This window comes from Endozoicomonas ascidiicola (assembly GCF_001646945.1).
Lineage (GTDB): Bacteria > Pseudomonadota > Gammaproteobacteria > Pseudomonadales > Endozoicomonadaceae > Endozoicomonas > Endozoicomonas ascidiicola.
Genome location: NZ_LUTV01000009.1, coordinates 27,268 through 51,856 on the forward strand (window position 1 = coordinate 27,268; position 24,589 = coordinate 51,856).

Annotated in this window: 17 protein-coding genes; 9 read left to right on the plus strand and 8 right to left on the minus strand. The window is 45.2% G+C overall.

Annotated features, from left to right (window positions below):
- Positions 1 to 146 precede the first annotated feature (146 nt).
- The 5 genes from AKL11_RS21615 (at position 147) to AKL11_RS21635 (ending at position 7,488) form a co-directional block, all read left to right on the plus strand.
- Complete coding sequence (locus tag AKL11_RS21615) at positions 147 to 347, plus strand: hypothetical protein (protein ID WP_067521907.1); 201 nt, start codon at positions 147 to 149, stop codon at positions 345 to 347.
- On the plus strand, positions 337 to 2,349 hold the full coding sequence (locus AKL11_RS21620; RefSeq protein WP_216636831.1) for a DUF262 domain-containing protein: 2,013 nt from the start codon (positions 337 to 339) through the stop codon (positions 2,347 to 2,349). Before AKL11_RS21615 ends, AKL11_RS21620 begins: the two co-directional genes overlap by 11 nt.
- Positions 2,346 to 5,492, plus strand: a complete 3,147-nt coding sequence (locus AKL11_RS21625) for a type I restriction endonuclease subunit R (protein WP_067521909.1) — start codon at positions 2,346 to 2,348, stop codon at positions 5,490 to 5,492. The genes AKL11_RS21620 and AKL11_RS21625 overlap by 4 nt, the downstream gene beginning before the upstream one ends.
- A 45-nt stretch (positions 5,493 to 5,537) precedes the next feature.
- On the plus strand, positions 5,538 to 6,278 hold the full coding sequence (locus AKL11_RS21630) for a M48 family metallopeptidase (RefSeq protein WP_067522126.1): 741 nt from the start codon (positions 5,538 to 5,540) through the stop codon (positions 6,276 to 6,278).
- Positions 6,279 to 6,354: 76 nt separating this feature from the next.
- Positions 6,355 to 7,488, plus strand: a complete 1,134-nt coding sequence (locus AKL11_RS21635) for an HNH endonuclease (RefSeq protein WP_095210610.1) — start codon at positions 6,355 to 6,357, stop codon at positions 7,486 to 7,488.
- 96 nt (positions 7,489 to 7,584) lie between these two features.
- Here AKL11_RS21635 and AKL11_RS21640 read toward each other — a convergent pair whose 3' ends face one another.
- A complete protein-coding gene (locus AKL11_RS21640; protein ID WP_216636832.1) occupies positions 7,585 to 7,875 on the minus strand; it encodes a hypothetical protein in 291 nt (96 codons plus the stop codon).
- A 153-nt stretch (positions 7,876 to 8,028) separates the two neighbouring features.
- Between AKL11_RS21640 and AKL11_RS21645 the strand changes: the two genes are divergently transcribed.
- A complete protein-coding gene (locus AKL11_RS21645) occupies positions 8,029 to 9,672 on the plus strand; it encodes an IS66 family transposase (RefSeq protein ID WP_067521914.1) in 1,644 nt (547 codons plus the stop codon).
- A 225-nt stretch (positions 9,673 to 9,897) separates the two neighbouring features.
- Here AKL11_RS21645 and AKL11_RS21650 read toward each other — a convergent pair whose 3' ends face one another.
- The 4 genes from AKL11_RS21650 to AKL11_RS21665 are packed head-to-tail and all read right to left on the minus strand — an operon-like array spanning position 9,898 to position 16,826.
- The gene (locus AKL11_RS21650; RefSeq protein ID WP_067521916.1) at positions 9,898 to 11,598 is read right to left on the minus strand and encodes an AAA family ATPase; all 1,701 of its coding nucleotides are present in this window, start codon (positions 11,596 to 11,598) and stop codon (positions 9,898 to 9,900) included.
- 6 nt (positions 11,599 to 11,604) lie between these two features.
- Positions 11,605 to 14,106 (minus strand): Hsp70 family protein, encoded by a 2,502-nt coding sequence (locus AKL11_RS21655; RefSeq protein WP_067521918.1) that lies wholly within the window; start codon positions 14,104 to 14,106, stop codon positions 11,605 to 11,607.
- A 9-nt stretch (positions 14,107 to 14,115) separates the two neighbouring features.
- Positions 14,116 to 15,186 carry a hypothetical protein gene (locus tag AKL11_RS21660; protein ID WP_067521920.1) on the minus strand — a complete coding sequence of 357 codons (1,071 nt, stop codon included), beginning with the start codon at positions 15,184 to 15,186 and terminating at the stop codon, positions 14,116 to 14,118.
- Positions 15,183 to 16,826, minus strand: coding sequence for a CFI-box-CTERM domain-containing protein (locus tag AKL11_RS21665; protein WP_067521922.1), 1,644 nt, complete (start codon positions 16,824 to 16,826; stop codon positions 15,183 to 15,185). Before AKL11_RS21665 ends, AKL11_RS21660 begins: the two co-directional genes overlap by 4 nt.
- 700 nt (positions 16,827 to 17,526) lie before the next feature.
- Here AKL11_RS21665 and AKL11_RS21670 point away from each other — a divergent pair.
- The 3 genes from AKL11_RS21670 to AKL11_RS21680 all read left to right on the plus strand — a co-directional run bounded on the left by AKL11_RS21670 (position 17,527) and on the right by AKL11_RS21680 (position 20,473).
- Complete coding sequence (locus tag AKL11_RS21670) at positions 17,527 to 19,413, plus strand: P-loop NTPase family protein (RefSeq protein ID WP_067521924.1); 1,887 nt, start codon at positions 17,527 to 17,529, stop codon at positions 19,411 to 19,413.
- A gap of 54 nt (positions 19,414 to 19,467) precedes the next feature.
- Positions 19,468 to 19,854 carry a YajG family lipoprotein gene (locus tag AKL11_RS21675; RefSeq protein WP_067521926.1) on the plus strand — a complete coding sequence of 129 codons (387 nt, stop codon included), beginning with the start codon at positions 19,468 to 19,470 and terminating at the stop codon, positions 19,852 to 19,854.
- Between the two features lie 244 nt (positions 19,855 to 20,098).
- Complete coding sequence (locus AKL11_RS21680) at positions 20,099 to 20,473, plus strand: hypothetical protein (RefSeq protein ID WP_067521927.1); 375 nt, start codon at positions 20,099 to 20,101, stop codon at positions 20,471 to 20,473.
- Positions 20,474 to 20,528: 55 nt separating this feature from the next.
- Here AKL11_RS21680 and AKL11_RS21685 read toward each other — a convergent pair whose 3' ends face one another.
- The 3 genes from AKL11_RS21685 to AKL11_RS21695 are packed head-to-tail and all read right to left on the minus strand — an operon-like array spanning position 20,529 to position 24,535.
- A complete protein-coding gene (locus tag AKL11_RS21685) occupies positions 20,529 to 20,993 on the minus strand; it encodes a hypothetical protein (protein ID WP_067521929.1) in 465 nt (154 codons plus the stop codon).
- Positions 20,990 to 21,604 carry a sigma-70 family RNA polymerase sigma factor gene (locus AKL11_RS21690; protein WP_067521931.1) on the minus strand — a complete coding sequence of 205 codons (615 nt, stop codon included), beginning with the start codon at positions 21,602 to 21,604 and terminating at the stop codon, positions 20,990 to 20,992. Before AKL11_RS21690 ends, AKL11_RS21685 begins: the two co-directional genes overlap by 4 nt.
- 12 nt (positions 21,605 to 21,616) lie before the next feature.
- Positions 21,617 to 24,535: a CHAT domain-containing protein gene (locus AKL11_RS21695; RefSeq protein ID WP_157673713.1), complete on the minus strand. Its 2,919-nt coding sequence runs from the start codon at positions 24,533 to 24,535 to the stop codon at positions 21,617 to 21,619.
- Between the last annotated feature and the right edge of the window lie 54 nt (positions 24,536 to 24,589).

Consider the following 24,589-nt stretch of genomic DNA (forward strand, 5'->3'; position numbering starts at 1 on the left):
TTTCTTTTACCTTGAAGCTTCAGGGTGGTGAGGTGTTTTTGGTATAGTTCGTCGAACCGGGTTTGCTCAGAACGTTCCATGTTGATTGCTTCCTAATAAGCCGAACCTGAGTGGTGCGGTTATTAGGAAGTATTGGATATAGTAAAATGGAGAGTATCTACGGTATTTTTTGCCGCGTTAGCGGCTTGGTTCAACAAACCCCTTCAGTTCTTAAGCTGAAACCTGGGCGAAACGTTAAGGAGCGCTATCTAAAAGCTGTGTTTGATTATTATGGCAAAGCGTCACTAGATGCCAAACAGCACTGGATTACAGAAAAGCTTATAGAAGGAAGGATCAGTGGAGAGTAAGTTGCAGCAGGTTGAGTCTACACTGGTCACGCTGAACGATATTGTTGAGCAGGATTATTTTTTCAATATCCCCATATATCAGCGGCTCTACGTGTGGGGGAAAAACCAGATTGAAACTCTGCTTTCTGATATCTGGGAAGCCTGTAAAGAAGAAAAAGACGTGTTCTATCTGGGCGGTACGCTTGTTATAGAGCGTGCTATGGATCGGGACAGCCCGATACAGGAAGGACGTTGCTTTGATCTGATTGACGGGCAACAGCGTTTCACCACGCTCTGGTTGATCAGTCTGGCATGGCAGGAAGCACTTAAGGATTACCGTTATCAGAAAACCAATGAAGGGCTGCGACACCGAATCCATTTTGCCATTCGCCCGGGAGTTAAAACTTTTTTTGATGCGGCCTTAGCAGGGCGTCCTACCAGTTTGCCAGAGGCTCGACAACTGGAAGATGCTATGGCGATCATTGAGAACTTCGTCAGTCAGAAGAAACAGGATAGTGACCCGCTGGATATTCCTGGGCTGACCCGCTTTATCTTCGAGAAAGTCAAACTCGTGTTTACTCAGGTGCCGGAAAACACTGATCTGAACAAGCTGTTTGAGGTAATTAATAACCGGGGTGTTCAACTGCAACACCACGAGATTCTCAAAGCCCGGTTACTGGGTAAACTTACTAACACTCAGGAACGGGAATGTTACGGTCAGCTTTGGGATGCTTGCTCGTATATGGGTGATTATGTCGAGAAAAACCTGAAGTTGGCGACCAACATCAAGCTGGTTAATTATTTCGAGAACTCTCCTGTTGATAGCGATAACAACAGCGAGACACTGGCATCAGCTCCCAGAATGTTGCAGGCACTCAACGGCTTGCTGGAAGCTGAAGACAGTAGCCCGCTACCTCTCTCGGCCATTCTTGAGTCATCAGATATTGATGTCAGTCAAAGTGATCTGGGCAATGAAGAAGATTATGAGTCCGACAAGGTGCGGAGCATCATTACCTTCCCAATGCTGCTGCAACATGTTTTGCGAATCTGGCTGGCCGGAGAAGGCCGACCAGATGTTGCCAAGATTCTTGATAAGGATCTGATCGCCATTTTTGAACAGAGCTGGTTTAAAAATGGCGCCAGTGAATCAGAAGTAAAAGCGTTTATTGAGTTACTTTGGGAAACCCGCTACCTGTTCGATAAGTATGTGATCAAATGGGTGGAGGATGAGGATGACGAAGTGCACGCTATTCGTCGTTTGAGAAAGAATAAGAACACGTCCAACAGAAATATCTCCTACAGCCTGAGTCGAGACAGTACTCACTCCAATGTAGGTTTTGCTTTGTTACAAAGCATGCTTTACCACTCCCAACAGGTGACCACTCAATACTGGCTGACACCGTTATTAAAGTACCTGCTGGATCATCCTGACGGTAATCCTTATCTCTATCTGAAGTATTTGGATAACCAGCTTTTCTGCACGGGTAGAAGTGATGCATTGATAGAGCGAACCAGAAAACCGTTGGATGAAACGTATGCTTTGCATCGCAAACGACGGTTTGAGGATCTTGAAGAAAATGTGGGTGTCGGCTTTGCTCATTATTGGTTTTACAAACTTGAGTACATTCTCTGGACTCAGTTGAAGGGTGAGCAGGATGATCGAAGGCGCTCATTCAGGATAACAGCCAGAAACTCGGTGGAGCATATTTCGCCACAAACACCGGAGCTCCGAGATACCAACAGGGTGAGCGATGATGTGTTAGACAGCTTTGGTAACCTGGCATTGGTCTCACGAAGCATAAACTCGGAATATAGCAACCTGCCGTATAATGAAAAGCGACAGCGTTTTCTTAATAAAAACCGTAGTGGTGTGGATTCGCTGAAGATGGCATTGATTTACGAACACACACAGTGGAATGATGATCTGGCCAGACAGCATCAAAACGATATGATCGACAGGTTTGTCAGCTATTACCGATCTGTCAGAAGAGAAGTCAGAAAGCTTCGGGGAGAAAGTGAATGAGTACGGTAGGCCAGAGGGAACGGGCAACCCAGGACCGAGTCATTAAGCTGTTCACAGAAAAGCTGGACTATGACTATCTGGATAACTGGGAAAAGCGTGAAGGTAATAGCAACATTGAAGAAAGCCTGCTGAAACCATGGCTGACCTCACAGGGTTATAGCGCAAGCCTGATTAGCAAGGCCCTGCAAAAACTGGACAAAAATGCTGCGCTTGGTGAAGGCAAAAACCTGTATGACGCTAACAAAGAGGTTTACCGGTTGCTGCGTTATGGCGCAAAGGTGAAGGAAGGCACCGGCGACCAAAACCAGACGGTTTGGTTGGTTGACTGGAAAAATCCTGAGAATAACCACTTTGCTGTTGCTGAAGAAGTTTCCATCAAAGGCGTAAATGACAAACGCCCGGATATTGTTTTATACGTCAATGGTATTGCGCTGGGGGTTCTGGAGTTGAAGCGTTCACGGGTTTCCGTGGGTGAGGGTATTCGACAGAATCTGGATAATCAGAAAAAAGAGTTTATTCGTAATTTCTACGCTACCCAACAACTGGTGATGGCCGGTAATGATACCGAGGGCTTGCGCTACGGCACAATTGAAACGCCTGAGAAATATTACCTGAGCTGGAAGGAACAGAATCCAGACTGGTTTCCCGGCTTGGCAGACGACGACAAATTTTTGCCCAGTGACCATTGTGATCAATCGGATAATCCGCTGGACTGCGCTCTGTTGAGAATTTGCAATAAGGCGCGGTTTCTGGAGTTGATTCACGATTTTATTGTATTTGATGCGGGTGTAAAAAAGACCTGCCGACAGAATCAGTACTTTGGCATTCAGGCCGCCAAGAAGCGAATTGCTCGCCGTGATGGCGGTATCGTCTGGCACACTCAGGGCTCCGGTAAAAGCTTAACGATGGTCTGGCTGGCCAAGTGGATCAGAGAGAACGTTAAAGATTCCCGTGTTGTTATCATCACTGACCGTACCGAGCTGGATGAACAGATCGAGAAAGTATTCAACGGTGTTGATGAAGAGATTTATCGGGCACCCAGTGGTGAAAACCTGGTCAGCACGCTAAACAACCCGGATGAATGGCTGGTTTGTTCGTTAGTTCATAAGTTTGGTCGTCGTTCTGACAAAGAGGATGATCAGGCCACTGAAGCCTTTATCGATGCCATGAAGAAAAGCTTGCCCCACGGTTTTAAGGCTAAAGGGGAGCTGTTTGTTTTTGTGGATGAGTGTCACCGTACCCAGTCTGGTAAATTGCACGACGCTATGAAGGTGATTCTGCCCAGTGCCATGTTTGTTGGTTTTACGGGTACTCCGCTGCTCAAAAAAGATAAGAAGAAAAGTATCGAAGTCTTTGGTACTTACATTCACACCTATAAATTCAATGAGGCAGTGAACGATAAGGTGGTGCTGGATTTGCGCTACGAAGCCCGTGATATTGACCAGAGTGTCACCAATCAAAGAAAGGTGGATGAGTGGTTTGAAGCGAAAACCAAAGGATTATCTGATCTTGCCAAAAGCCAGCTGAAGCAGAAGTGGGGCACGATGAAAAAAGTGCTGTCCAGTCAGGACCGGCTGCGCAAGATTGTTGCCGATATCCTGATGGATATGGAAACCAAACCTCGCCTGATGGATGGTTACGGTAATGCCATTCTGGTTTGCTCAAGCATTTATCAAGCCTGTAAATGCTATGAGATGTTTAATCAGACCGACCTTAAAGGCAAATGCGCCATCATCACCAGCTACCAGCCTGCTCCCGGAGATATCAAGGGGGAGGAGAGCGGTGAAGGTATGACGGAAAAGCTCCGGCAGTATGAGATCTACCGAAAGATGTTGGCTGATTATTTTGATCTTCCTGAAGATAAAGCCATGGGGATGACGGATAAATTCGAGACCAAGGTGAAAGAGCGCTTTATTGAAGAACCCGGTCAGATGCGGTTGTTGATTGTGGTTGATAAGTTGCTTACTGGTTTTGATGCGCCTTCTGCAACTTATCTTTACATCGATAAAAAGATGCAGGATCACGGGCTGTTTCAGGCGATCTGCCGGGTGAACCGTTTGGATGGGGATGAGAAAGAATACGGTTACATCATTGATTACAAAGATCTGTTCAAACGTCTTGAAGGTGCCATTAAAGATTACACCGGCGGCGCTCTGGATGGTTATGACGATAAGGATGTGGAAGGTTTACTGAGCGATCGGTTGGAAAAAGGCCGGGAACAATTGGAAGCAGCGCTGGAAACAGTCAAGGCCATTTGCGAGCCGGTTAAAGAACCGAGGGCTACTCGAGATTACATACATTATTTCTGTGCCGAAGATACCAGCGATAAAGATGCACTGCAGGAAAATGAGCCTAAGCGGGTAGCACTGTATAAAGCAGTAGCCTCACTGCTAAGAGCTTATGCTAACTTGGCCAATGAAATGCCAGAGGCTGGTTTTACGGCAGAACAGATTGCAGATCTTAAAAAGGATGTGACTCACTACGATAACGTCTGCAAGGAGATCAAGCTGGCCAGTGCCGATTATCTCGATATGAAGCTCTACGAGCCTGCGATGCGGCACTTGTTTGATAATTACATTCGGGCAGAAGACAGTGAAACCATTGCTGATTTTGAAGATATGGGGCTGATCGATCTGATCGTTGAGAATGACTTGAGTGTATTGCAGAAACTTCCAAAAAATATCCGCAAGGATAAAGACTCAATGGCAGAGACTATTGAGAATAACATACGGAAGGTCATTATCGATGTGCAGTCGAATAACCCCAAGTACTACGAGAAGATGTCAGAGCTTCTGGATGCACTTATTAAACAGCGGAAAAAAGAAGCATTGGATTACGGGCAGTATTTGCAACGGGTTAAAGAATTGGCTGTAGGGGTGAAAAAGCCTGATGGTGTGGGTTCAGGTGGTTATCCATCTTCTCTGGATACAGCTGCAAGGCGTGCTTTATACGACAACCTGAATCAAGACGAAGACTTGGCTTTGAAAGTGGATCAGGCGGTGATCGTTTCCAAAAATGAAGGTTGGCGTCATCAACGGTTTAAGCTAAAGAAAGTTCGAAAGTCCATTGAAGGTGTTTTAGGCGATCAGGCTGGCCAACTGGATGCTATTGTTGAATTGGTAATAAGTCAGGACGACTATTGATTAATGTGCAGTGGATATCACGCCATCAACAAAAGGCAGGACGGATTGAGCACGATACAGAATACTGAACAGAGAATAATAGTGATTCGGGACATCCCTGTTGAAGTGGTTCGCAAGGATATTCAAAACTTGCATCTGGCGGTTTATCCACCCGATGGCAGGGTCAGGATTGCAGTGCCGGACCATGTCACTGATGACAACATTCGTCTTGCGGTTATCTCACGATTGGCCTGGATCAGAAAACAGCAGGCAGCCTTTGATAGTCAGCCCCGTCAGTCGCCCAGAGAAATGGTTTCTGGCGAAAGCCATTACTTTAAAGGCCGACGCTATCGGCTTGAAGTTGTTGAGAGCTACGGTAAGCATTCAGTAACACTAAAGAATAATCAGTGGATGTTACTGACCGTCTCACCCCGTACCAGTACGGAAAACCGTGAAAAAGTGCTAACCGAGTGGTATCGGGAGCAGATGAAGCTGCAGATTCCTCAGTTACTGACAAAATGGCAAGAGGTTGTTGGTGTTGAAGTACTTGACCTGCATATCCGAAAAATGAAAACCCGTTGGGGCTCTTGTAACATTGCGGCTCAGCGCATTCTGTTGAATCTTGAGCTAATTAAGAAACCCATTGAGTGCATGGAATACATTCTGGTGCATGAAATGGTTCACCTGCGGGAAAGGCACCATAACGATCGATTTAAGGCGTATATGGATCGGTTTCTTCCGCAGTGGCGGCTGAGTCGGGATATATTGCGTGGAGAACCTCTAGGGGATTCTGGCTGGGGGTATTAATCTCCAGTTGTGGTCAGATTCAATCTTTCAGAGTCGGCGTCGTTAATATTTTTTCTACTGAACATTGGACAGTTCTATGACTTCAGATATCCCCCATGTACCTAAGGCACTTTTTCTTAAGCGATTTGGGGACTTCAGACAGTTTCTCCAACAACAGAATGGTATGTCATTTCAATCTTTTGCTCATCACTATACCGACCACCAAGAAAGCTACAAATATGAGGTTTATAAGTCAGGGCGGGAGCGACTTTCATTCCAGGCATGGAAAGAAGAGGATATAGGGAGCGGTGAGATTCTTGAAGCTACCATTCAGTCCATTGAAATACCTGAAAACAATTTGGTTCAATGGCAGGCAAAGTATGGTGAAGAAAAGCAGCCACATCACCTATTGCATACCGCAAAGTCATCGCAAAGTTCAACGGTACAGCTTGAGCGTGTTCTTTTTGAACTTTACTGCCAAACAAAAGAAGCAGACTCATTTACCCAGTTAGTAGCGCTCCTTGGTAAAAAATACTCCCTGATCGCCTACTTGCTATTCCTTAAAGATAAAAACCAATTTCTTCCTTTAGCCCCTCAGTACATGGACAGATCCTGTGAGCTGTTAGGCATTGACTTCAAGACCAGTAGAAAGTGTTCGTGGGAAAATTATTCCATATACCTTGAAGTTATGGGGAATATTAAGAGCCTGCTGTCTGAACAATTAGGGAATGACGTGCCCCTGCTGGATGCACACTCATTCACTTGGATCCTGTCTAACCAGATGGAGCGGCATGACGCCATATCAGAAGCCATTGAACTCACAAACGAGATAACCACAGAGCGTGAGTCAACAGTGATTACCCGGGTTGGGCAGGATAAGTTCAGGAAGGATGTTGAAAGTTACTGGTCCAACTGCTCGGTGACTGGATGCTCCGTTTTGCTGTATGCGTCACATATTAAGCCCTGGAGAAGTGCCAGCCCTGCTGAACGGCTAGACCCCTTCAATGGTCTTTTACTATCTCCAGCACTGGATGACTGCTTTGATAAAGGCTACATCAGCTTTGAAGATACAGGGAAAATAATTATTTCAAGCTTCTTATCAGCAAACGACAGGGAAGTACTCGGGTTACATGATTCGATGAAACTCTCGAAAATAGAGGCAAAGCATAAGGCGTATTTATGTTATCACCGAGAAAATATTTTTGAGAGTTTTCATAGCTTGAGTGCATAGGGGCGAGTAATAATTTATTAAAATATACCTACTTTTATGTGAGTTCCACCAAACACTGTTTGGTAACCCCACGCTCAGAAAGCGTGGGGAATTATATCAACAGCTTTGAGAAGGTAGGCCTTGCTCTTTATTTAGTTTTTGTACTGCTTTACAAGCAGATCGGGATTGCTTACCAGCACATTCGGCGTTGAACTTATTGGTCATTCTCGATTGCTGATTAACCATGTAATTGTAATCATCAACTGATTTTTGGCTGTAGTTGTCTACATGAGTGTATCTCAGTTTTTGAGATAACTGCTTAGACTGATTATACAGTTTTACACACTGTTCCATTTTCTCATCAGAAATAACTGGCACATACCCCATGGTGGAAGAGGTCGGTGGCATAACATAACTCTGGGACGCCATAGCACTGGCCGATATAAGGCTTGATAAAATGATGATGGATTTGATGTAACTGCTCAAAATTTGGTGGAAAACGTCACATCAAGACACCCAGATCAAAACTGAGTGAGTTGTGTTCAGGCATACTTCTGAACCATGAATCCGTCGAAAACCTCATCGCTCGAAACAGAAATCAGCGAGCTTAAAAAACTTGTCAACAATCTACTCGACAAGGTCAACAAGCTGACCACCGAAAACACCTCCCTGCGTGAGGAACTCCGGCACCTGAAAAAACTCAAGGGTCAGCCTAAAATTCGACCCGGGAAAAAGAATTCCGAATCCAGCAACAATGATAAAAGCGAAAAACCGGCATCCGATTCAGGCAGCACACCTCCCCCGAAAGCGAAACGGCAACGATCAGAAAAGCCCGGACGTACAAGCAAGCCGGCACCAACTTCTATCCGCAAGGAAATCCGTAAGGCAGAAGGTGTGCAGGAAGACTGGGAGTTCAAGGGGTACAAAGACTTTACCCATATAGATGTTGATCTTCAGTTTACGGCGACCTGTTACCGACGCGAATTCTGGCTCACTCCTCAAGGACCTGTCATCGCACCACTGCCCAAACATGTCAAAGGCCGGTTCGGCAATAACCTCATCGCAATGGTTCTGGATCTTTATCACTCCTGTAGTGTGACCCAGCCCCTGTTGCTTGATTGGTTACACAGCCATGGTTGCTCAATTTCAGAGGGCACACTTAATAACCTGTTGACTCAGAATCACGATGCTTTTCACCAGGAGCGAGAAGATATTCTGGAAACGGGGATAGCCCATTCCCGCGCACTTCTTGTAGATGACACAGGTGCACGACACGATGGCAGTAATGGCTTTTGTACGGTTATCGGCAATGAGGCCTTTACCGTATTTGCATCGACTCCGAGTAAAAGCCGTATCAATTTCCTGAGTCTTTTGCAGGGACAACGCAGAAGCCATGTACTGAACCCGGAAGCCATCAAGTATATGGAGCAGGTCGGAATGGCTGCCAAATGGATTGAAGCCCTGTCAGCCTACGGTGAAACCCATTTTCTGAATGAGGTCGCATGGTCAGCCTTTCTGGATGACCACAAACTGCTTGCTAAACAGCAACGCCGTTGGGCGACAGAAGCTGTTCTCAAGGCGGGGCTGCTGAGCAATGGTTTTCCAGAGAGCATGATCATCCATAGTGATGGAGCCCGTCAGTTCGATACGGTATTTGAACATTCCCTGTGTTGGTTCCATGCCAGCCGCCCTCTGGCAAAACTGATTCCTGCCAATAACAGGGAGCGAGCAGCCCGTAACTGGATAGAAAAACAATACTGGAATCTATACGACGATATAGAGGCTTATTGCGAGACGCCAACAGAGGCTCGAAAACTACAGCTTGAACAGGACTTCAATCACTGGGTGACAACGCAGGTAGATTACCCGGAACTTCGAGCGGAACTGGGTAAAATTTACCGTGCTCGTGAGGAATTGTTACTGGTGCTGAAATATCCATGGTTACCACTGCATAACAACCTGAGTGAACGACAGATCAGGGAGTATGTAAAACGACGAAAGGTCAGTGGTGGTACTCGCAGCTTACTTGGCCAGCGCTGTCGGGACACATTCGCGAGCCTGAAGAAAACGTGTCGGCTTCATGGCCTGTCATTCTCAAAATACCTGAAAGACAGAGTTTCAGGCGCCGGTCTTATGCCACAGTTGTCAGCGCTGGTGCGTGAAAAATTAACTCGCCTCACTGCCGATATTACCTACGCTGTTTGAGCAGTTACGATTTGATCTTCAACGCTAACTTCTCAAAAAAATACTTCCTGCGGATGTTCGCAAGAAATTGCTGGTAAAAGCGTAAGAGAAAACGCTTCTCTTACCGTTAATTAAATTCTCAAACAGTAGAATGAGCAGTAATTTCCAAAAAATGCCGTTAAGACGACATATAACCTATGTATTACTACTGACGGAGTAGTTATATATTCGATAAAAAATAAACAATTACCTGATTTCAGCAGAGTAACCAGCCAACTCAGACGGTGAGATTGATGGCGGGTTTTTTGCAATGGACGTCATTAAATCATTCTGCGAGATATCCTGACTTTTCTTCAGGGCGGCCCTTGCCGCTTCATCACAAATGAATTTTATGTCGCTCGACATATAGTCCTCAGTCTGTGCTGCAAGTATATGTAGATCAACATCCTTCCCCATAGGCCTGGATGACAGAAGCTTCTCAAATAACATCATCCTGCTTTCATGGTCTGGGGGCGGAATATAAATCTTTTTATCGATTCGGCCGGTGCGCATAACAGCAGGATCAATGCTTTCAGGTTTGTTGGTAGCCCCGACAATAAATACGCCATCTGCGCCACAGTTGTTCATTTGAGCCAGAAACTCATTGACTGCACTGGTATTCATGTGACTCACGCTATCATTATCCCGCTTGGGAACAATGGCATCCAGTTCATCGATAAAGACAATAGATGGCGCATTCGCCCGGGCTTTATCAAAGAGTTGTTTGATATTCTCCTGCGTAGCATTTACCCATTTACTTTGAATGTCAGAGGGCTTGAGATGAAACAGACTGAAACCAATCTCCTCAGCCATACGCTCAGCAAAAAAAGTTTTACCACAACCGGGCGGCCCATAAAGTAACATACCGTTAGGAATATCCAGCCCATAATGCTGATACTTTTCCCTTTCATTGAGGGCATCAATTACATCGGTTTGAATGGTTTCTTTGAGGGAATCCATTCCTGCTATGGCGGCAAAACCAACATTAGGCGATTCGTCGGCGGCTTTCGTGATCTGCTTTTTTCTAGGCGCTACCTTGGGTTTAGTTTTCCCTTCGAGAGCATTGATAAACTCTTTAGCCGTTTGATAACGCTGGGTTGGGTCTTCTATCAGGGCACTTTGTACAACATCAAAAAGATCTTTGTCGGATTGGTCCGATAGAGTAGGACAGATAACACCAACGTTACGGGCTTTTGTGATGATTTGCTGAATGCCTTCAGACTTTAGCTTAAATTCAGAAAAATTTAACCGCCAGGGAAGTGAACCATACAACAGGCGGTACAGGATTACCCCAACGCTAAACAAGTCACTTTGAACCGAACCTTTGCCATCAAGTGCTTCTGTTGCAACGTAGGCAAGTTCACTATGGTCCATATCCGGATCAAACTCTTCGCCCTCAAGATGAGCTTTATCAAAGTTTGAAAGATGATACGTTTCATCCAATGCTGCCATATTGATCATAATGGTTTGGCAGGAAAGATGGTTGCAAATAATGGGCTTTTCACCCGAGTGCAGTGAATTAAGCCCATGCAATAGGGCCAGAGCGATATGCTTTGCCGTCACCGTTGAAATGCCATTCAACCGGCTGAGTCTTTCACTCAGCAGCTCACCACTGATATGTTTCTGAACCAGATAGTAGAATGGCTGACCATTAACCTTGTGGATTCCGTCAGCAATAAAAACCGGTGCAAAATCATCTTTGCAACACTGCAAAAGGGCTGCCTGTTTTTGTCCGGCCTCAGTACCATTCTCTTTTGAGATAAATAGCTGCAAGACAAAGCAGCCATCAGAGCTGTCTGTTACACGGTAGGTTTGTTTCCAACTGCTTGCGTTTAGCAGGAAGCCAACCTGGTAGGTATCACCTACCCGTTGGCCTCGACTAAGCAGCGGCAATAAGTCGCTACTCATTACGTATTATCCTGCAAGTAGGCTGTCATCAATTTCAGAGCGTTCACTGTCTGGCATTAATGCAAAAAGTTTAAAGAGTACTGGGCCAAGCTCTTCAACGCCTGCACGTTGACCTACCAGCTCTTTTGCTTCATTGACCAGGCTTCGAGCCTCAATTCTATCAGTCCAATGGTAGCTGTCGAAATGATTATCAAAGTCACGAACAAAACCCATAAATTGATAGAGCTTTGTAAGCTGGAAGAACAGGCTGCCGATTGTCTCTAAGAGCTGTTTTGCGGCTTTGATATCTTGTGACCGCAGTACATCAGTCAGATCATTCCGGATGGAATCGACATGTTGTGTTGTCTCATCATCGCCCAGTTCTGTATTGGCATCTTCGAGACGCTTGAACTCATGTTTGAGCTTGCGCTCCATGTTTGGCCATTCAGCGCCTTTGTTCAGGAGGTCGATTTCTTTAAGAACTTTCCTTAACTCATCTCGTGCCTTTAATTTGGTATCCATTGACTCAGGATTGGCACTTAACTGCCGCTCTGCTTCTTCGAGCCGAGTACTCAGCTCCTCAGGAGCATCGATATCATTTAGCACATCACTGGCGGAAGTGAATTCATTGACCAGTTTTCTGGAATCAACAGATTGAACAACGTCTGTTGGGACATTGACTTCAAAGGTGTAGTCCAGATATGGGAAGTATGCTTCGACCTTGATTTTTTGGCTACGATCAATTGAGACCGCTAACTCTACAGAGCTTCCTGCAGGCAGTAGTTTTGGGATTTCTGTTCCAGAAATTATTACATCATAGACATGCTCATTGAGAATGGCTTTAGTACCCTCAGCGGCATAGTCTCCTTGATATAGAGGTATTTTAAGAAAATCCTCTTTCATGCCTGGACGAATATCTTTTTGAGTTTTTAGTTCTTTTTTAGGTGTTCCAGTAGATGGCAAGGTAGTATTTTTTTCTAAGCCTTTCAGGGCAGAAAATGCGAAGTTGCTCGATGAAATTTCTAGTATTTCAATGCCAATGTGATGGGGTAGTGGCATACCTCCAAGTACGGAGCCTTGAATAATGCTAAAATATGTTGGCTCGCATTCTATTCGATTTCCTGTGTTATCAAAAAGGATAATGTTGAAGCTATTGGTTTTACCCTCTACAAGGTCGACATCACATATTTCACCAACGGAGTCAATTTCAAACTTTTCACTAGTCCATGCGCCATCATTGCGCTTTAATTGCGCATAAATCATATCTGGAATTATGCCTTCAGTTTTTCCAGGAAGGGTTTTTAGTGTTACAAACTCACTCAATTCAACACTTGACGATTCATAATCAAGGGCTAGTTGAATTTTAGTTCTATCGCGATTGGAGTCAATCAGCTCTTCAGGTAATACAACAGTTGAAGCATAAATAGCAGCTCCCCGAGCAACCACCGTCATAGGATCAACACTTGTGTCCGGTGCGCAAATTTGCTCTCTGAGCATGTCTCTGAGCACCGGTGATAATGTTGGACCGCCAACTAGAATTAGTGAAATCAAGTGATTGCAGGTTAAATTATTGCGATTTAAAAGATCCAAGCTAATATTAATCGCCTTTTGAATTACAGGTTCAAGGGCGACTTTGAGTTCTTTTTGGTTGACTGTGAAATCAATCTCAATATCCTCCCCATTATCATCTTCTCGAACCTCGCCTTCTTCGATGTAGAGTTCGTATTCATCTTGGAAGGAAAGTTGATTCTTTAACTGTTCAGCATAGAACTTTAAGCCCGACCGAAATTCAGAGCTAGAAATTGGGTCTTCTAATAAGTCATCAATTTCATAATTTGACTGTATATGCGGAATTATTAGGTTATTGACGATGGCGGTATCCAAGTCTTTTCCGCCCAAGCGATTGTCGCCAGCTGAGTCAATAACTTTCACAATGCCTTCATCAACCTTAACAAGTGCGGCATCAAAAGTTCCACCGCCAAAGTCAAAAACGAGCCAGAAACCATCTTTATTCTTGCCTTCAACACCATAGGCCATGGCGGCGGCAACTGGCTCTTGTAAAGTTTCAATATATTTCATTCCGGCTAGAGAGGCTGCTCTTCTTACAGCATCAATCTGATTCATGGTATAGGCGGCAGGAATCGTGATGATAGCTGCGTCTATATTTTCATCGGATACATAACCCTTCAAATATTTCAGCACTTCAGAAGATAATTGTTCAGATGAGAAGCTTTCACTTTTATGAGAGGAATAATAGCTTTCATCGGTTCCCATAGTGCGCTTGAATTCAATATATGCATTGAAGTCAATGTTCCGCCTCATGCTTTTTTTGCATTCTTCTCGATAGATGGAGTATGCAGCCGTGCCTACCTGTAGTGCGCCTTTTTTGTTATATGCTACTGATGAAGGTGTAGTGTCCCGTTGATCATCGACTGATTTTATTATCGTCAGTCTCTCACCATCAACTCGAGCTAGAGCAGAGTTAGTAGTTCCCAAATCAATACCGTAATCTACATTTAGACGTTTCATCTTAACTCCTTAATTTACTGCAATATCTACTTGTGCACGCTGGATAAGTGCACCATTAAAATTGACTTGTGGGCGGGATACCTTAACGATAATTTTCTCATTATTTCCTAAGCTAGGATCATCGATCATATTAATAACATCAATATTCATGCGATCATCAAATGGCTTGTTCAAGAGATCAACAATCTCATAACCATTAGCCATAAAGTTCTTCCGGATTCGTTCCAAGCCTTTAGTTAGCGGTTTTAAGCCCTTAACCCCCTGATCCATCTGGGAGATGTTTTTCTGCATACGAGTAATTTCATCAGCTACTTTCAGCGACAGGGAGTGGTCTGGTTCGACATCTTGCTGTTCCGTTACAGTGATGACTTTCTGCTCTTGCGAAAGCTGCATCTGCTTCTCAAGCACCTCAACCAACTTTAGATCCAGGCTAAGGGCATTCTCTTCCAAAGACGCTTTAGCAGAATGAATCTTCTGCTCCATATCCACTCCGGATGCATCTATTTTGCGACGCAGAATGAAAATGAAACCACCGATCAAAAGCACTGCAATACCAAAGCCGATAGCAACCAGGGTAAATTGGTTGACCATTGCCTGTGTGGTGGTGTTTGTCTCCTGCAACTGGCTGGATAGCTCTTTGTTAAGCATTGCAACCGTCGATTCACCTTCAGCAATTTGTTGATTGAGTGTGTTCAATGCTTCATCTGCACCTGCAAGGCTTGCCTTCAGCTCAGAGACTGCCGAGTTAACGCTATCAACCAGAGCCTGTTGCTGACTCAATTGTTGACTCAACACATCAGATTGTTTCGTTTGTTCAGCATAGTGCTTTTGCAGTTCAGCGTTCTGGATTTTGACTTGATTGTTGGCCTTGACCAGCTCGAAAACATCGAACCGTTGTTTGATGCTTTCAAAGTTTTGGTTATACATATCGAACTGAGCCTGAAGGTCGCTCAAGACAGTTTCAACGTCGGTCAATCTTACCTCTACGTTCTGAGCGACAGGGGATGTAGGTGTTTCTACCGTATCCGCCCATAGACTCACTGAATAGAATGTTAACAACCCAATAATTAACTTCTTCATTTTTTACCCATCAGCATAATGAAACCATCCAGACAACTTCTTACCAGCTTGTTTACCGTATGGTTGTTCTCTAATGTCTGCACCATAAGCGGTGAGTATTTGTAATACCATTTGATGAAATTCCGCCCCAGCCAGTTTTTGGCCAGAATTTGATCCCGGAATTCACGCAGTTTAATGACTTGAGGGTGTTCATAATCCCCGTAAGCCATGGTGGCGATATAACAGCCTTCCTGTTTTTTCTGCTGCTGTTGATGCCACACCGATGCCTTGCTATGCAGGTCGGTGATTGTTTGGTTGTTAGTGTTGAACCTGGCACGAGTTTCAGCATTCATGTTAAGTCTGGATAGACTACTCATGGCTGTGCAGGCACGACTAAAGGTGTTTGTGATAATTTCACTGGTATAACCACCATTCTGCACACCATTGACTTTCTCAATGAGAGCGTTAAGCGCTACTGTGACAACAATACTGCTTAGTTTTATGAAATCTTCTGTTCGTCCTTGTTTTGACAAATATGCATTGAGTTTAGGTATGCATATATTGATAAACGCTTGCGTGTTTTCAATAGACACATACCTTTTCTTAAAATTTTCGATTTCCTCGAAAATATCGTCATAATACTTGCTGACAAGATGCTGCTCTTTGCGTTTGAGCATGTCATCTATATTACCCTGGATATCGCGCTTTAGTTTTTCGCTGACGGCAAACATTTTTGCATAACCAAGCAGCTCCAGAGACTGATCAAAGAGTTTTCCGGATTCTTGTGACGCATTATAATAAGCAACATCACAATTAACGATTTCTTGAGCAACGGCATCAGAAACAGTTTTGAATTTGATGTGGTGAGTGCCTATCAAGTCTGAAACCTTTTTCAGCTTGTATATGACATTGTTTTTTAAGGTAACAGCCAGAGAATAGGTATTTTCTTTCTCTTTTTTCCGTTGCTTCTCTGTAGCGGTGACAGCTCGTTCAATATCAAAAATTAAATCTTCGCAAAAGCTCTGGGCTACGAAGTCCTTCACCCACTGTTCGCATTGTGAAAAGCTGTTTACTATCTCCGTCTCAGGCTTGCTGTTATTCAGTTGCAGCTGGACAATACGTTTGATGAAATTCTGTGATAGTTTATGAGCATCTACGATAAAGCTATCGTCTGTTACAGCCGCAACGAACTCAGGAAATACATGGGCCTGAATAAGTTTCAGTTTGTTAGCGATTCCACTGGAAAATTGATTTTCAGAGATCGAGCAAAGTTGCAGTGTTGAGTAGTTGTTCAGAGTGGATATATTTTTAGAGGTTACCTCCCGGCCATCAATAACCTTCGCCCATGTTATTATTGCCCTTTCCTGGTTAGAATCACCAAGATGAAAAAGACCAATCTCATCGAACTGAGAACAATTAACAAACCAGAACAAAGAATGCTCTAGTTTATCCTGTCTTTGGTCAATTTTTGCGAACGCATCTTTAACGGATTTTTCAGTCCGTTCCAGAGGCGATAAAAATTCAAAGTCGTATTCAGAGCTTACGCTCTTGCCAACGCTAACATACTTACTGATTTTTACTTTTTGACGGTGTATGTCTTTTTCTTTGGCATTTGCCAGAACACCAATAACCCGAAATGGGTTGTTTTCAATTGCTAACATAGATAAGCCAAAATCAAGCTGATAGTTATCTGCTGGAAATGCCCAGACAGTATTTCGATAACACGATCAATTCACAATTTGTACTGAGAGTCAGTATTCAATGTCTCCGATGTCCTTTGAAATAAGTATGAATACTTCGTATATGATCTGTAAGCCCCTTAATTGAAATCGAATCGACTCGTTTCAGTAGGGAGCAGCTCGATGACCGTATTATTACGGCACTATTCATTGAGCGTGACTATACGTAGATCCTACTATTTTTCCAATTATTGATTCTTGATCCTCATGCTATGGGTTTACCGGATACTGTTTTTTGTTACCCAGGTTTCCCCAATGATTTGCGCCAACATTACTTGCCGAATTTTGATAACGCAGGATCAGGAAGCTCAGATTGGAATGATTTTCAGGTTGCACAAATTATACGGGCAGAGGTAAGAGTTAGGTAGTTGTGACATTACGCAGTAGCTTGATAGGCAGACCTTTTGGTATATGGCTGTTTGACTTTGTCTGCTTATGCCAGCTGTATTTGATCCGATTGTATGTCGTAAATCTTTAGCCGACCATTACCAGTAACGAACCTTTTCATTGCTTGACCGTATGCAAAATTAAACAAATCCAAGAAAATAAAAATTTGTTTAGACCCACCTCACACCTTGTTCCGTTATATCAATAACTTTTTGATTTACATGGAACATGCCTTATGAACCCTGAAAAACAACAGTACCGCAATAAAGCCTTGGAAATAGGTGATCAGATCGCAACAGCCCTTGCTTTGGTTGAGCCTGAAACGGCTCTCTATCACAAGCTGCTAAATACCCGCATGTTGTTGGATAAAGCGATTATTGATTTCTACCGGGGTGATTGGACTATCGCCTTTATGGGGCGTGTAGGCGTGGGCAAAACATCGGCGCTCTGCCATTTGCTGGGCCTGCAAACCCCTAAAGGTGAAGTGTTAAATACTGGTAGTGGTCGTACCACGGTTTGCGAAGTAGAGCTTCGTTTTGGCAGTGAGCCGAAAATTGAGGCAGTGCCTGCAACTGCAGAAACCATTCACGCCTATTTGGAAGAGTTCACACAGTACCTGGCGTTTAAACAGGGCGACTCTGCGGAAGGCAGTGGTGCCGGTGTTCGCCCAAGCAGTGAGATTGAGCGTGCTCTGCGTAATATGTTGAACCTGCCCGTGAAATTGACAAAAACTCCAGCGGGCAAAGTTCTTACCACTGACCATGCAGCTGATCTTTTGGTTGAGTCAGGAGATGCCAGGCGATTTATGGTTGCGTTGCAAAGCAGAATTAATCTGGAAGCCCGTCAGCAGACTCGGTTTGCTCCTGCGTTGGAAGATCAATCAAAGCTGCTGGATTGGATTAAGACAACGTTTTCTGCCTTGAATAATGGGTTAAATGCCAGTGCTTCTTTACCGGAGAAAATCATCATTACGTTGAATCTGCCATTTTTTGCGGATTTACCGGGAGATTTATGCCTACTGGATACCAAAGGTATTGATGATACCGCCAACCGTGCAGATCTGGCGGAGAAGATGAATAGCCGACGTACTCTGAATGTTTTGTGTACTGGCTTTAACGATGCACCGGATAAAGCCACCCAATCATTATTGGAGTTGGCAGTAAAAGGTGGGCAATCAAAATACTTGGCTGATGAAACTTTGCTGCTGGTTTTGGATCGTCCGGGTGATGCCGAGAATGTGATCGGGGTTGATGAGCCGGTGGGCGATATTGAGTTGGGGCGGGCGATTCGCCAGGAACAGGTTGAGCAGCAGATTCAGCAAACGTTGAAGCTGAGTGATGTGGCTATTCAGTTTCATAATATGAAACAGGATGACACAGCGCCAGTATTGATGGCCATTGCTGATCAGCTGATGCGCTTACAGGCTCGCATTTATCAGGAGATCGATGGCATTGCAGAATCAGTGAGTCAACTCAGTGAGCAGGCAAAAAGGTTGGGAGAAAACCCGGATCTTGAAACCGTTCGAGCCACCATTGAGCCCTGGTTGTACAAAGCGTCGGGAAGTGTTTGGAATCAGCAGAGTTTCTTCGAGACTGTAGCCCGGGAGGTTCGGGTAACTCACCTCGGCAGTGTCCGGGCCAGTGTCAATCGCTGGGGGAGTTGGTACAACCTGGATGTGTACCATGTGGTTGCTCAGGCGTGCAGAAGTCAATTGGTTCGGCACTTTGAGCCAAACCAGGCAGAGCTCATGTCGTTACTGGACAACTTGCAGCAACGTTTGGGGGAGAAGTCCGGTGCCACAGGATTAGTGCATCAAATTAGAGCCACACTGGATGTAGAGATTCAGAAAATTTATGAACAAGGTGCTGCACTGGCCACCTTATCTCTGGACCAAACGCTGAAACAGGATGGTGAGTTCTGGTATGCCCAGCAGCGAGAGTGGGGCAAAGGACCGGGATATAAGGATCGTATAGCAGATGGAACTGTTCGCTGGGCGGTGGACAAACAGTTCTCTGAATCAGAAGTAAAAATTAAGAGTCAGTCTCAGGCATTGTGGAATTACTTTCTTGATGAAGTCGCTGCGATGGCTGGGGTTGGTTTTTATAGTGAAGCTGAAGATTAACTTCAGCGTTTTTTAAAGCGTGGTTTTATTCTGCACATTTTTTTGGAGTTATGTGTGAACAAAGTTGTCATAGCGTCTGCCTGTATTCTGTCTGTTTTTCTGACAGGTTGTGCTTCGGTAATTAAAGGAACCCAGGATACCGTGACGGTAAACTCCCTGGAAAGAGGAACCACGATTTACGTGGATGGTGTACGACGCGGCATTGATGATGCGGTTGCCCAGGTTGGGCGGGGTAATCCGCATACTATCAAAGTCACCAAGGAAGGTTGTGAAGATATCATTATCGAAACCGGTGAGTCGTTTGATGCCACCACATTGCTGGGCTTCTTTGTGGACTTCGGACTGATCTCAATTCCTATCGATTTGATTTCCGGAGCGGCCTGGAAGACCAGCCCGACACTGTATACGGTGACGCCGATGTGTCATGGAGCTGAGTCCTGATGCCTCAGGTGTAAATAAAATCTTCTGCCGTTCTTTGTGTTGATGTGGGGAACGGTGGAAGTGTTTATATTGCTCAATGTTCATTTCTTAACCCTGAAGACCTTTATGTGATTGGTTTTCGGGGTGTTTTTCTATATCTGCAAAAAAATAATATTTTTTTAGCCCCACCTCTGATCTCCGTTCGTTATAGAAGTATAGCGTTTTTTTTATACGACAACTTAACGAAATACTGATAGAGAGTGATATGCAATATACAACCAGTCTAGTTCATTCCATGATCAAATCGTCTTGTGCAAAGGGAGACCCTTATGCTGAGGTTAACAATATTCAGCTCAAGCTGAATACACTAAGACATAACCTGAAGATGACTCGCGATATTTCAGAAAAGATTGTTATTAAAAACCGGATTCATGACTTGGAATACTGTCTGACTATGCAGAAAAACAGAGATCAATACAGTGGCTGTAGAGTGATTAATGCGGTGAGCATTAAAGGCACGGTGAAACCGAGAAATAAAGCGAAGAAGGTAGCAGTGAGCCAAAAAAGAGTCCTGCGAAAGAAAACGATCACTACAAATAAAGCGTCTGAAGCCTGGGTAAGGAAATTGTTAGGTCTATGATTTTTTATGTTTGCAAGCCCTGCCAAGAGGGCTTGCAGTGTAAAGAGATTAAATTTTAATCTTGTGAGTAATCTGGAAATCGACGATTAAATTCTAATAATAATGCTTCCGCCTTACGAGGCTCACCCTGCAATAATAAACCCGCTATAGTGCGAAGCCATTCTTCCGGTGGTTGATTGGCCAATGGCTCGGCTTCAACTGGCGCAGAGTGCTTATCTCCCATAAATACCATATCCGATGACAGTGGCGATGTTGACTCTGTCGACTGCATGCCCGGCATAATCAATACACCCAACACTAGCCCGGCTGCCAGCGATAGTGGAACCTGCCATAACTCCTTACGACGGAAGATGCCTTGTTTTTTCTGGGCAGTCGTTGCAGACATTGGGCCGGCACTCACCGCTCTTCGGGCTTTTGCCTTGATGGCATTATCCAGGTGTGCGGGTGGTTCAACCATGGCCTCTTGGGCAAGTGGCGTAATGGCCTCTTCGAACGCGTGCAGTTCATGATCGTTGGTCATGGCAGCCACTCCTGCAGAAGGTGTTTGAGTTTCTGTAATGCGTATTTATTGCGGCTTTTCACGGTTTCTCTGCCCACGCCTTGTATTTCAGCAACCTGCTCCAGGGTGAGGCGATTATCTCGGGTTAAGAGAAAAGCTTCTCGTTGCTCAGGTGCCAGCAGTGAAATAGCGTCGTTTATTTTGTTCAGCAGTTGCTGGTGGCGATAACGTTCATCGGGGTTGGATGAATCGTCATCACTGATACCATCAAATGGCGATGGTTCATCGTCGTCTTCTGACGTCATTGATATCTGAGTTTTGTAGGCTGAAGACCGTGTGTGATCCAGCCAAGCGTTTCGCCCCATGGTGTAGAGGTAGTTGATGAATTTAAACGGCGGATCACCGGCGTGAATCCGCAGCACAAATTCATCCCGTTTTTCGATGATTTTCTCCCAGCAGGTTTGGTAGATGTCTTCTGCAAGGGAAGTGTCCCGGGTGGTTTTTACCAGGAAGTTGTAGAACTGCTTTCGATGGCGTTCATAGAGAATATCGAAAGCAGCAGCATCCCCATTGTTGTAGCGTTCAATGAGTGCTTCATCCGCCATGATATCGGGGGCTGGTTTACTGCTCATACACTGACTTCTTTATTGATCCTGGCCAATGGCCACAAAAGGTGCCCAGAACATGGGGTGGGCGTGAAACGAGTTTTTGTCGTGATCTCGCATGGTTTGTGCTGCATGACGCAGTGCCGGGGTAAGGCCTTGTTCCGGATACTGCTTTATGTGTTGAAAGACGCTGACCATCAGTTCCGTAGTAGCCGACTGTTCCGTAGACCAGTGGGACACTAAAAGACTTTTGGCACCGGCCTGAAAAAACGCAGTACTGAGGCTGGCAAGGCCGTTATCCTGACCCAATTCTGCGGTGTTACAGGCAGACAGCACCACACGATCGGCATTCAGGTTAAGCCCGGCAATGGTGCTGCTATCGAGAATGGCAGAAGTGAAGTCATTCCCGTTGGGCGTCATCACCAAGCCGGGTTCAGGCATGTCTTTACCGGCAGTCAGACCGTGGGTGGCAAAGACCAGGGTTTCAAATTTTTCCAGAGGCAGTTGTTCCAGCTGCTGAAGGGTGGCGGCTCTACCAGTATAGATATAATCATCTTCACCAAGTATTTCACCAATGGCATGTAACTGTTGCTCGGTTTTTGGCAAAGGAGCCAAACGACTGAGGTTTTCTAATGCACTGTCGCCCATAAAGTTAAAGGACGACTGCAATGACTGGCGAACTTTATTGATACGGTTACTGGTAGAAGAAAATAGCTGATCGACAATAGCGCTTTCTTCATTATTGGGCATCACAGGGTTGCCAAATCCGGCATACGCTAACGGGTGGCTAGAGGCTGACGTCTTCCCGCTTTTTTGGGCAATCAGCTGATCGTAGAGATTGTTTAGCGATGGCTGATAGTTCATCTGGAACTGGTCGCCAAGCCAGGCAACGGTTCGATAGTTGATAAAGTCCAGTGCTGAGTTAACGGGTTTCTCTGGAAGCGCCATGGGTAACACTTGAAACGGCAGCTTGGACAGTGGGCCATCGGGCAACAGATAGAGGCGCTGTTTATCCTTGAGAAGGGGGATTAGCGGTGCAAACACCTCTTTATAGAGTTGAAAGGCTGGCTCCATGGCAAAAGGTCGTATATCTATGGGGGAGCGGATGTCTGGCTGATCCAGTGTCAGACGGATGTCGTTGACCAGTTTATCCATATCAGCAAGGTCGATGGGCAGTGCCACTGACTGCACTCGCTGTTTGGTGATCACAATGGCTTTTGATCCATAGTCGTCCACTGCCCAGAGAATAGCTGCTTCGTCATCGGCTAAATTTTCCATGATGGATGCAGGGTGGGCTGGGGCTGGCAATGTAGGTATCACAGCATTGGGGTATTGTTTCTGTACCTTTATCAGCAGCAATTGATGCTCTTCTGTCAGACGCTCTATCGCTTTGGCAAGTTCGTCCGCTTGAGCTGATTGCCCCTGCGTTGTCATAGAGTCTCGCAATTGCACTCTTAGACGATGCTGTTCCTCACCGATAGAGAGAAGGCGATTGATCATCGAACCGTAAGGCAGTGTCTGTGTATCGCGCTTGAGTTTTCTAATGGCCAGAGAGTGAGCCATAGGACTGTAGCGATGCAACTGTGCGGCCAGTACATTAATGCTGTCCAGTTTTGCCCTTTCAGCAGGGTGGGATTCTACAGGGAACAGGTGCTGAAATTTCTCCATGGCATCCATGATGGTGTACAGCGCCATTCGACAATTTCGTGACTGCCAGATATTGCGACCTTGGCTATTTGCCATAAGTAACCTTTGCAGTACTTCATCAGCAATGAAAACCAGCTCGCTGGGAGTGAGTGCTTTGAGCAAATTGTTGGCGTAAAGACTGTCTAAACCATTGTCGCAGGTACCGAAGGCATCTATATGCTGGTTATAGGTATCGAAAATATTGAAGAGTAGATTTCTTGCTGTTTTGGTCTCACCAATGTCTATTAGTTTCCAGGCCAGCTCTGCTTTAGGGGCGAACAGTAAAGGACTGTCGGCGGGAATGGTGTTAGTAAATGCATTGACCCGGGACATAGCCAAGTGAGCCTGAATCGATTTATCTTCTTTTTGGAGCTGGCTTTGACGGAATTTGACCTCCCAGAATGCCCGGGCGAATAGCGGATTGTTGGGTTTTTGATTGCCAAGAAAGCCATCTAATAACTCGTAAAGCGCCAGCGCTTGTTCTCGGTAGCCCATATCTTCAAAGGCTCTTGCCGCTTCGAGTGTGACTGCGAGGCTTGTTCCTTGGAACATGGTTGTTCTGGGCAGTTTTTTGAGGGATTTCATGGCTTCTTCATAGAGTTTGAGCGCTTTGGTTGCGGTATCCCTTCGAAGCGTTGGATTGGCTTTTGCCTTATCAATTAGCAAGCGGCCGTAAAAAGCGAATGCCAGTGCTCTGTCGTTAAAATAGATGGGTAAGACTTCAGGCTGAACATCCGGGTTAAAGTCGTCAAGCTGACTGAGTAGCTCAATGGCTTTTTGGCTCCCTCGTGTTTCGTAGAGCAACCCTGCATAGTGGAGCAAAATGGTGACTTTCGAATGATGATTGCCAGTGTTCAGCAAGGCCAGCTGGTAAGCGTATTCTGCGTTTGGAACGTTATTGAGCTGCCTTGATGCATCGCCCAATAACAGGAAGAGGTTTCCGGCTTCTGGTCCTTCACGGCGGATAGTAGTCGGTAACTGCACATAGTCGTCAATGGCACCTTGCGGATTGCCATTCAATAATTTCGAAAACATCGAAGCGGCAGTGATTGTCAGCAGTCGTTTTTCTGCTTCAGGTTGATACTTTTTTAACAGTGCTGTTCGCTGCTCAAGTAATGTATTTGCCTGGGTTTTATCTCCGAACAGTAGTAATGCATTAATCCACGCGCGATAGTGGGATTCATCTATGTCATTATCCAACTCTTCCGGAGCCAGTAAGTCCTGGTACCGGCTGATGGCTTCTACAAAATCACCTTGGTGCACTAGCGACATGGCCGATTTCAGCTGTTCGTCCTGAGCGGATTTGGTCAAAGTGACGATGCCGAA

What these genes read in the sequence shown, in the direction of transcription:
- AKL11_RS21665 (WP_067521922.1), bottom strand. Translation starts at nt 16,826, where the DNA reads ATGTTAGCAATTGAAAACAACCCATTTCGGGTTATTGGTGTTCTGGCA.
- AKL11_RS21635 (WP_095210610.1), top strand. Translation starts at nt 6,355, where the DNA reads ATGACTTCAGATATCCCCCATGTACCTAAGGCACTTTTTCTTAAGCGA.
- AKL11_RS21680 (WP_067521927.1), top strand. Translation starts at nt 20,099, where the DNA reads ATGCAATATACAACCAGTCTAGTTCATTCCATGATCAAATCGTCTTGT.
- AKL11_RS21670 (WP_067521924.1), top strand. Translation starts at nt 17,527, where the DNA reads ATGAACCCTGAAAAACAACAGTACCGCAATAAAGCCTTGGAAATAGGT.
- AKL11_RS21690 (WP_067521931.1), bottom strand. Translation starts at nt 21,604, where the DNA reads ATGAGCAGTAAACCAGCCCCCGATATCATGGCGGATGAAGCACTCATT.
- AKL11_RS21640 (WP_216636832.1), bottom strand. Translation starts at nt 7,875, where the DNA reads ATGCCACCGACCTCTTCCACCATGGGGTATGTGCCAGTTATTTCTGAT.
- AKL11_RS21650 (WP_067521916.1), bottom strand. Translation starts at nt 11,598, where the DNA reads ATGAGTAGCGACTTATTGCCGCTGCTTAGTCGAGGCCAACGGGTAGGT.
- AKL11_RS21655 (WP_067521918.1), bottom strand. Translation starts at nt 14,106, where the DNA reads ATGAAACGTCTAAATGTAGATTACGGTATTGATTTGGGAACTACTAAC.
- AKL11_RS21615 (WP_067521907.1), top strand. Translation starts at nt 147, where the DNA reads ATGGAGAGTATCTACGGTATTTTTTGCCGCGTTAGCGGCTTGGTTCAA.
- AKL11_RS21695 (WP_157673713.1), bottom strand. Translation starts at nt 24,535, where the DNA reads ATGTCGCTAGTGCACCAAGGTGATTTTGTAGAAGCCATCAGCCGGTAC.
- AKL11_RS21645 (WP_067521914.1), top strand. Translation starts at nt 8,029, where the DNA reads ATGAATCCGTCGAAAACCTCATCGCTCGAAACAGAAATCAGCGAGCTT.
- AKL11_RS21660 (WP_067521920.1), bottom strand. Translation starts at nt 15,186, where the DNA reads ATGAAGAAGTTAATTATTGGGTTGTTAACATTCTATTCAGTGAGTCTA.
- AKL11_RS21685 (WP_067521929.1), bottom strand. Translation starts at nt 20,993, where the DNA reads ATGACCAACGATCATGAACTGCACGCGTTCGAAGAGGCCATTACGCCA.
- AKL11_RS21625 (WP_067521909.1), top strand. Translation starts at nt 2,346, where the DNA reads ATGAGTACGGTAGGCCAGAGGGAACGGGCAACCCAGGACCGAGTCATT.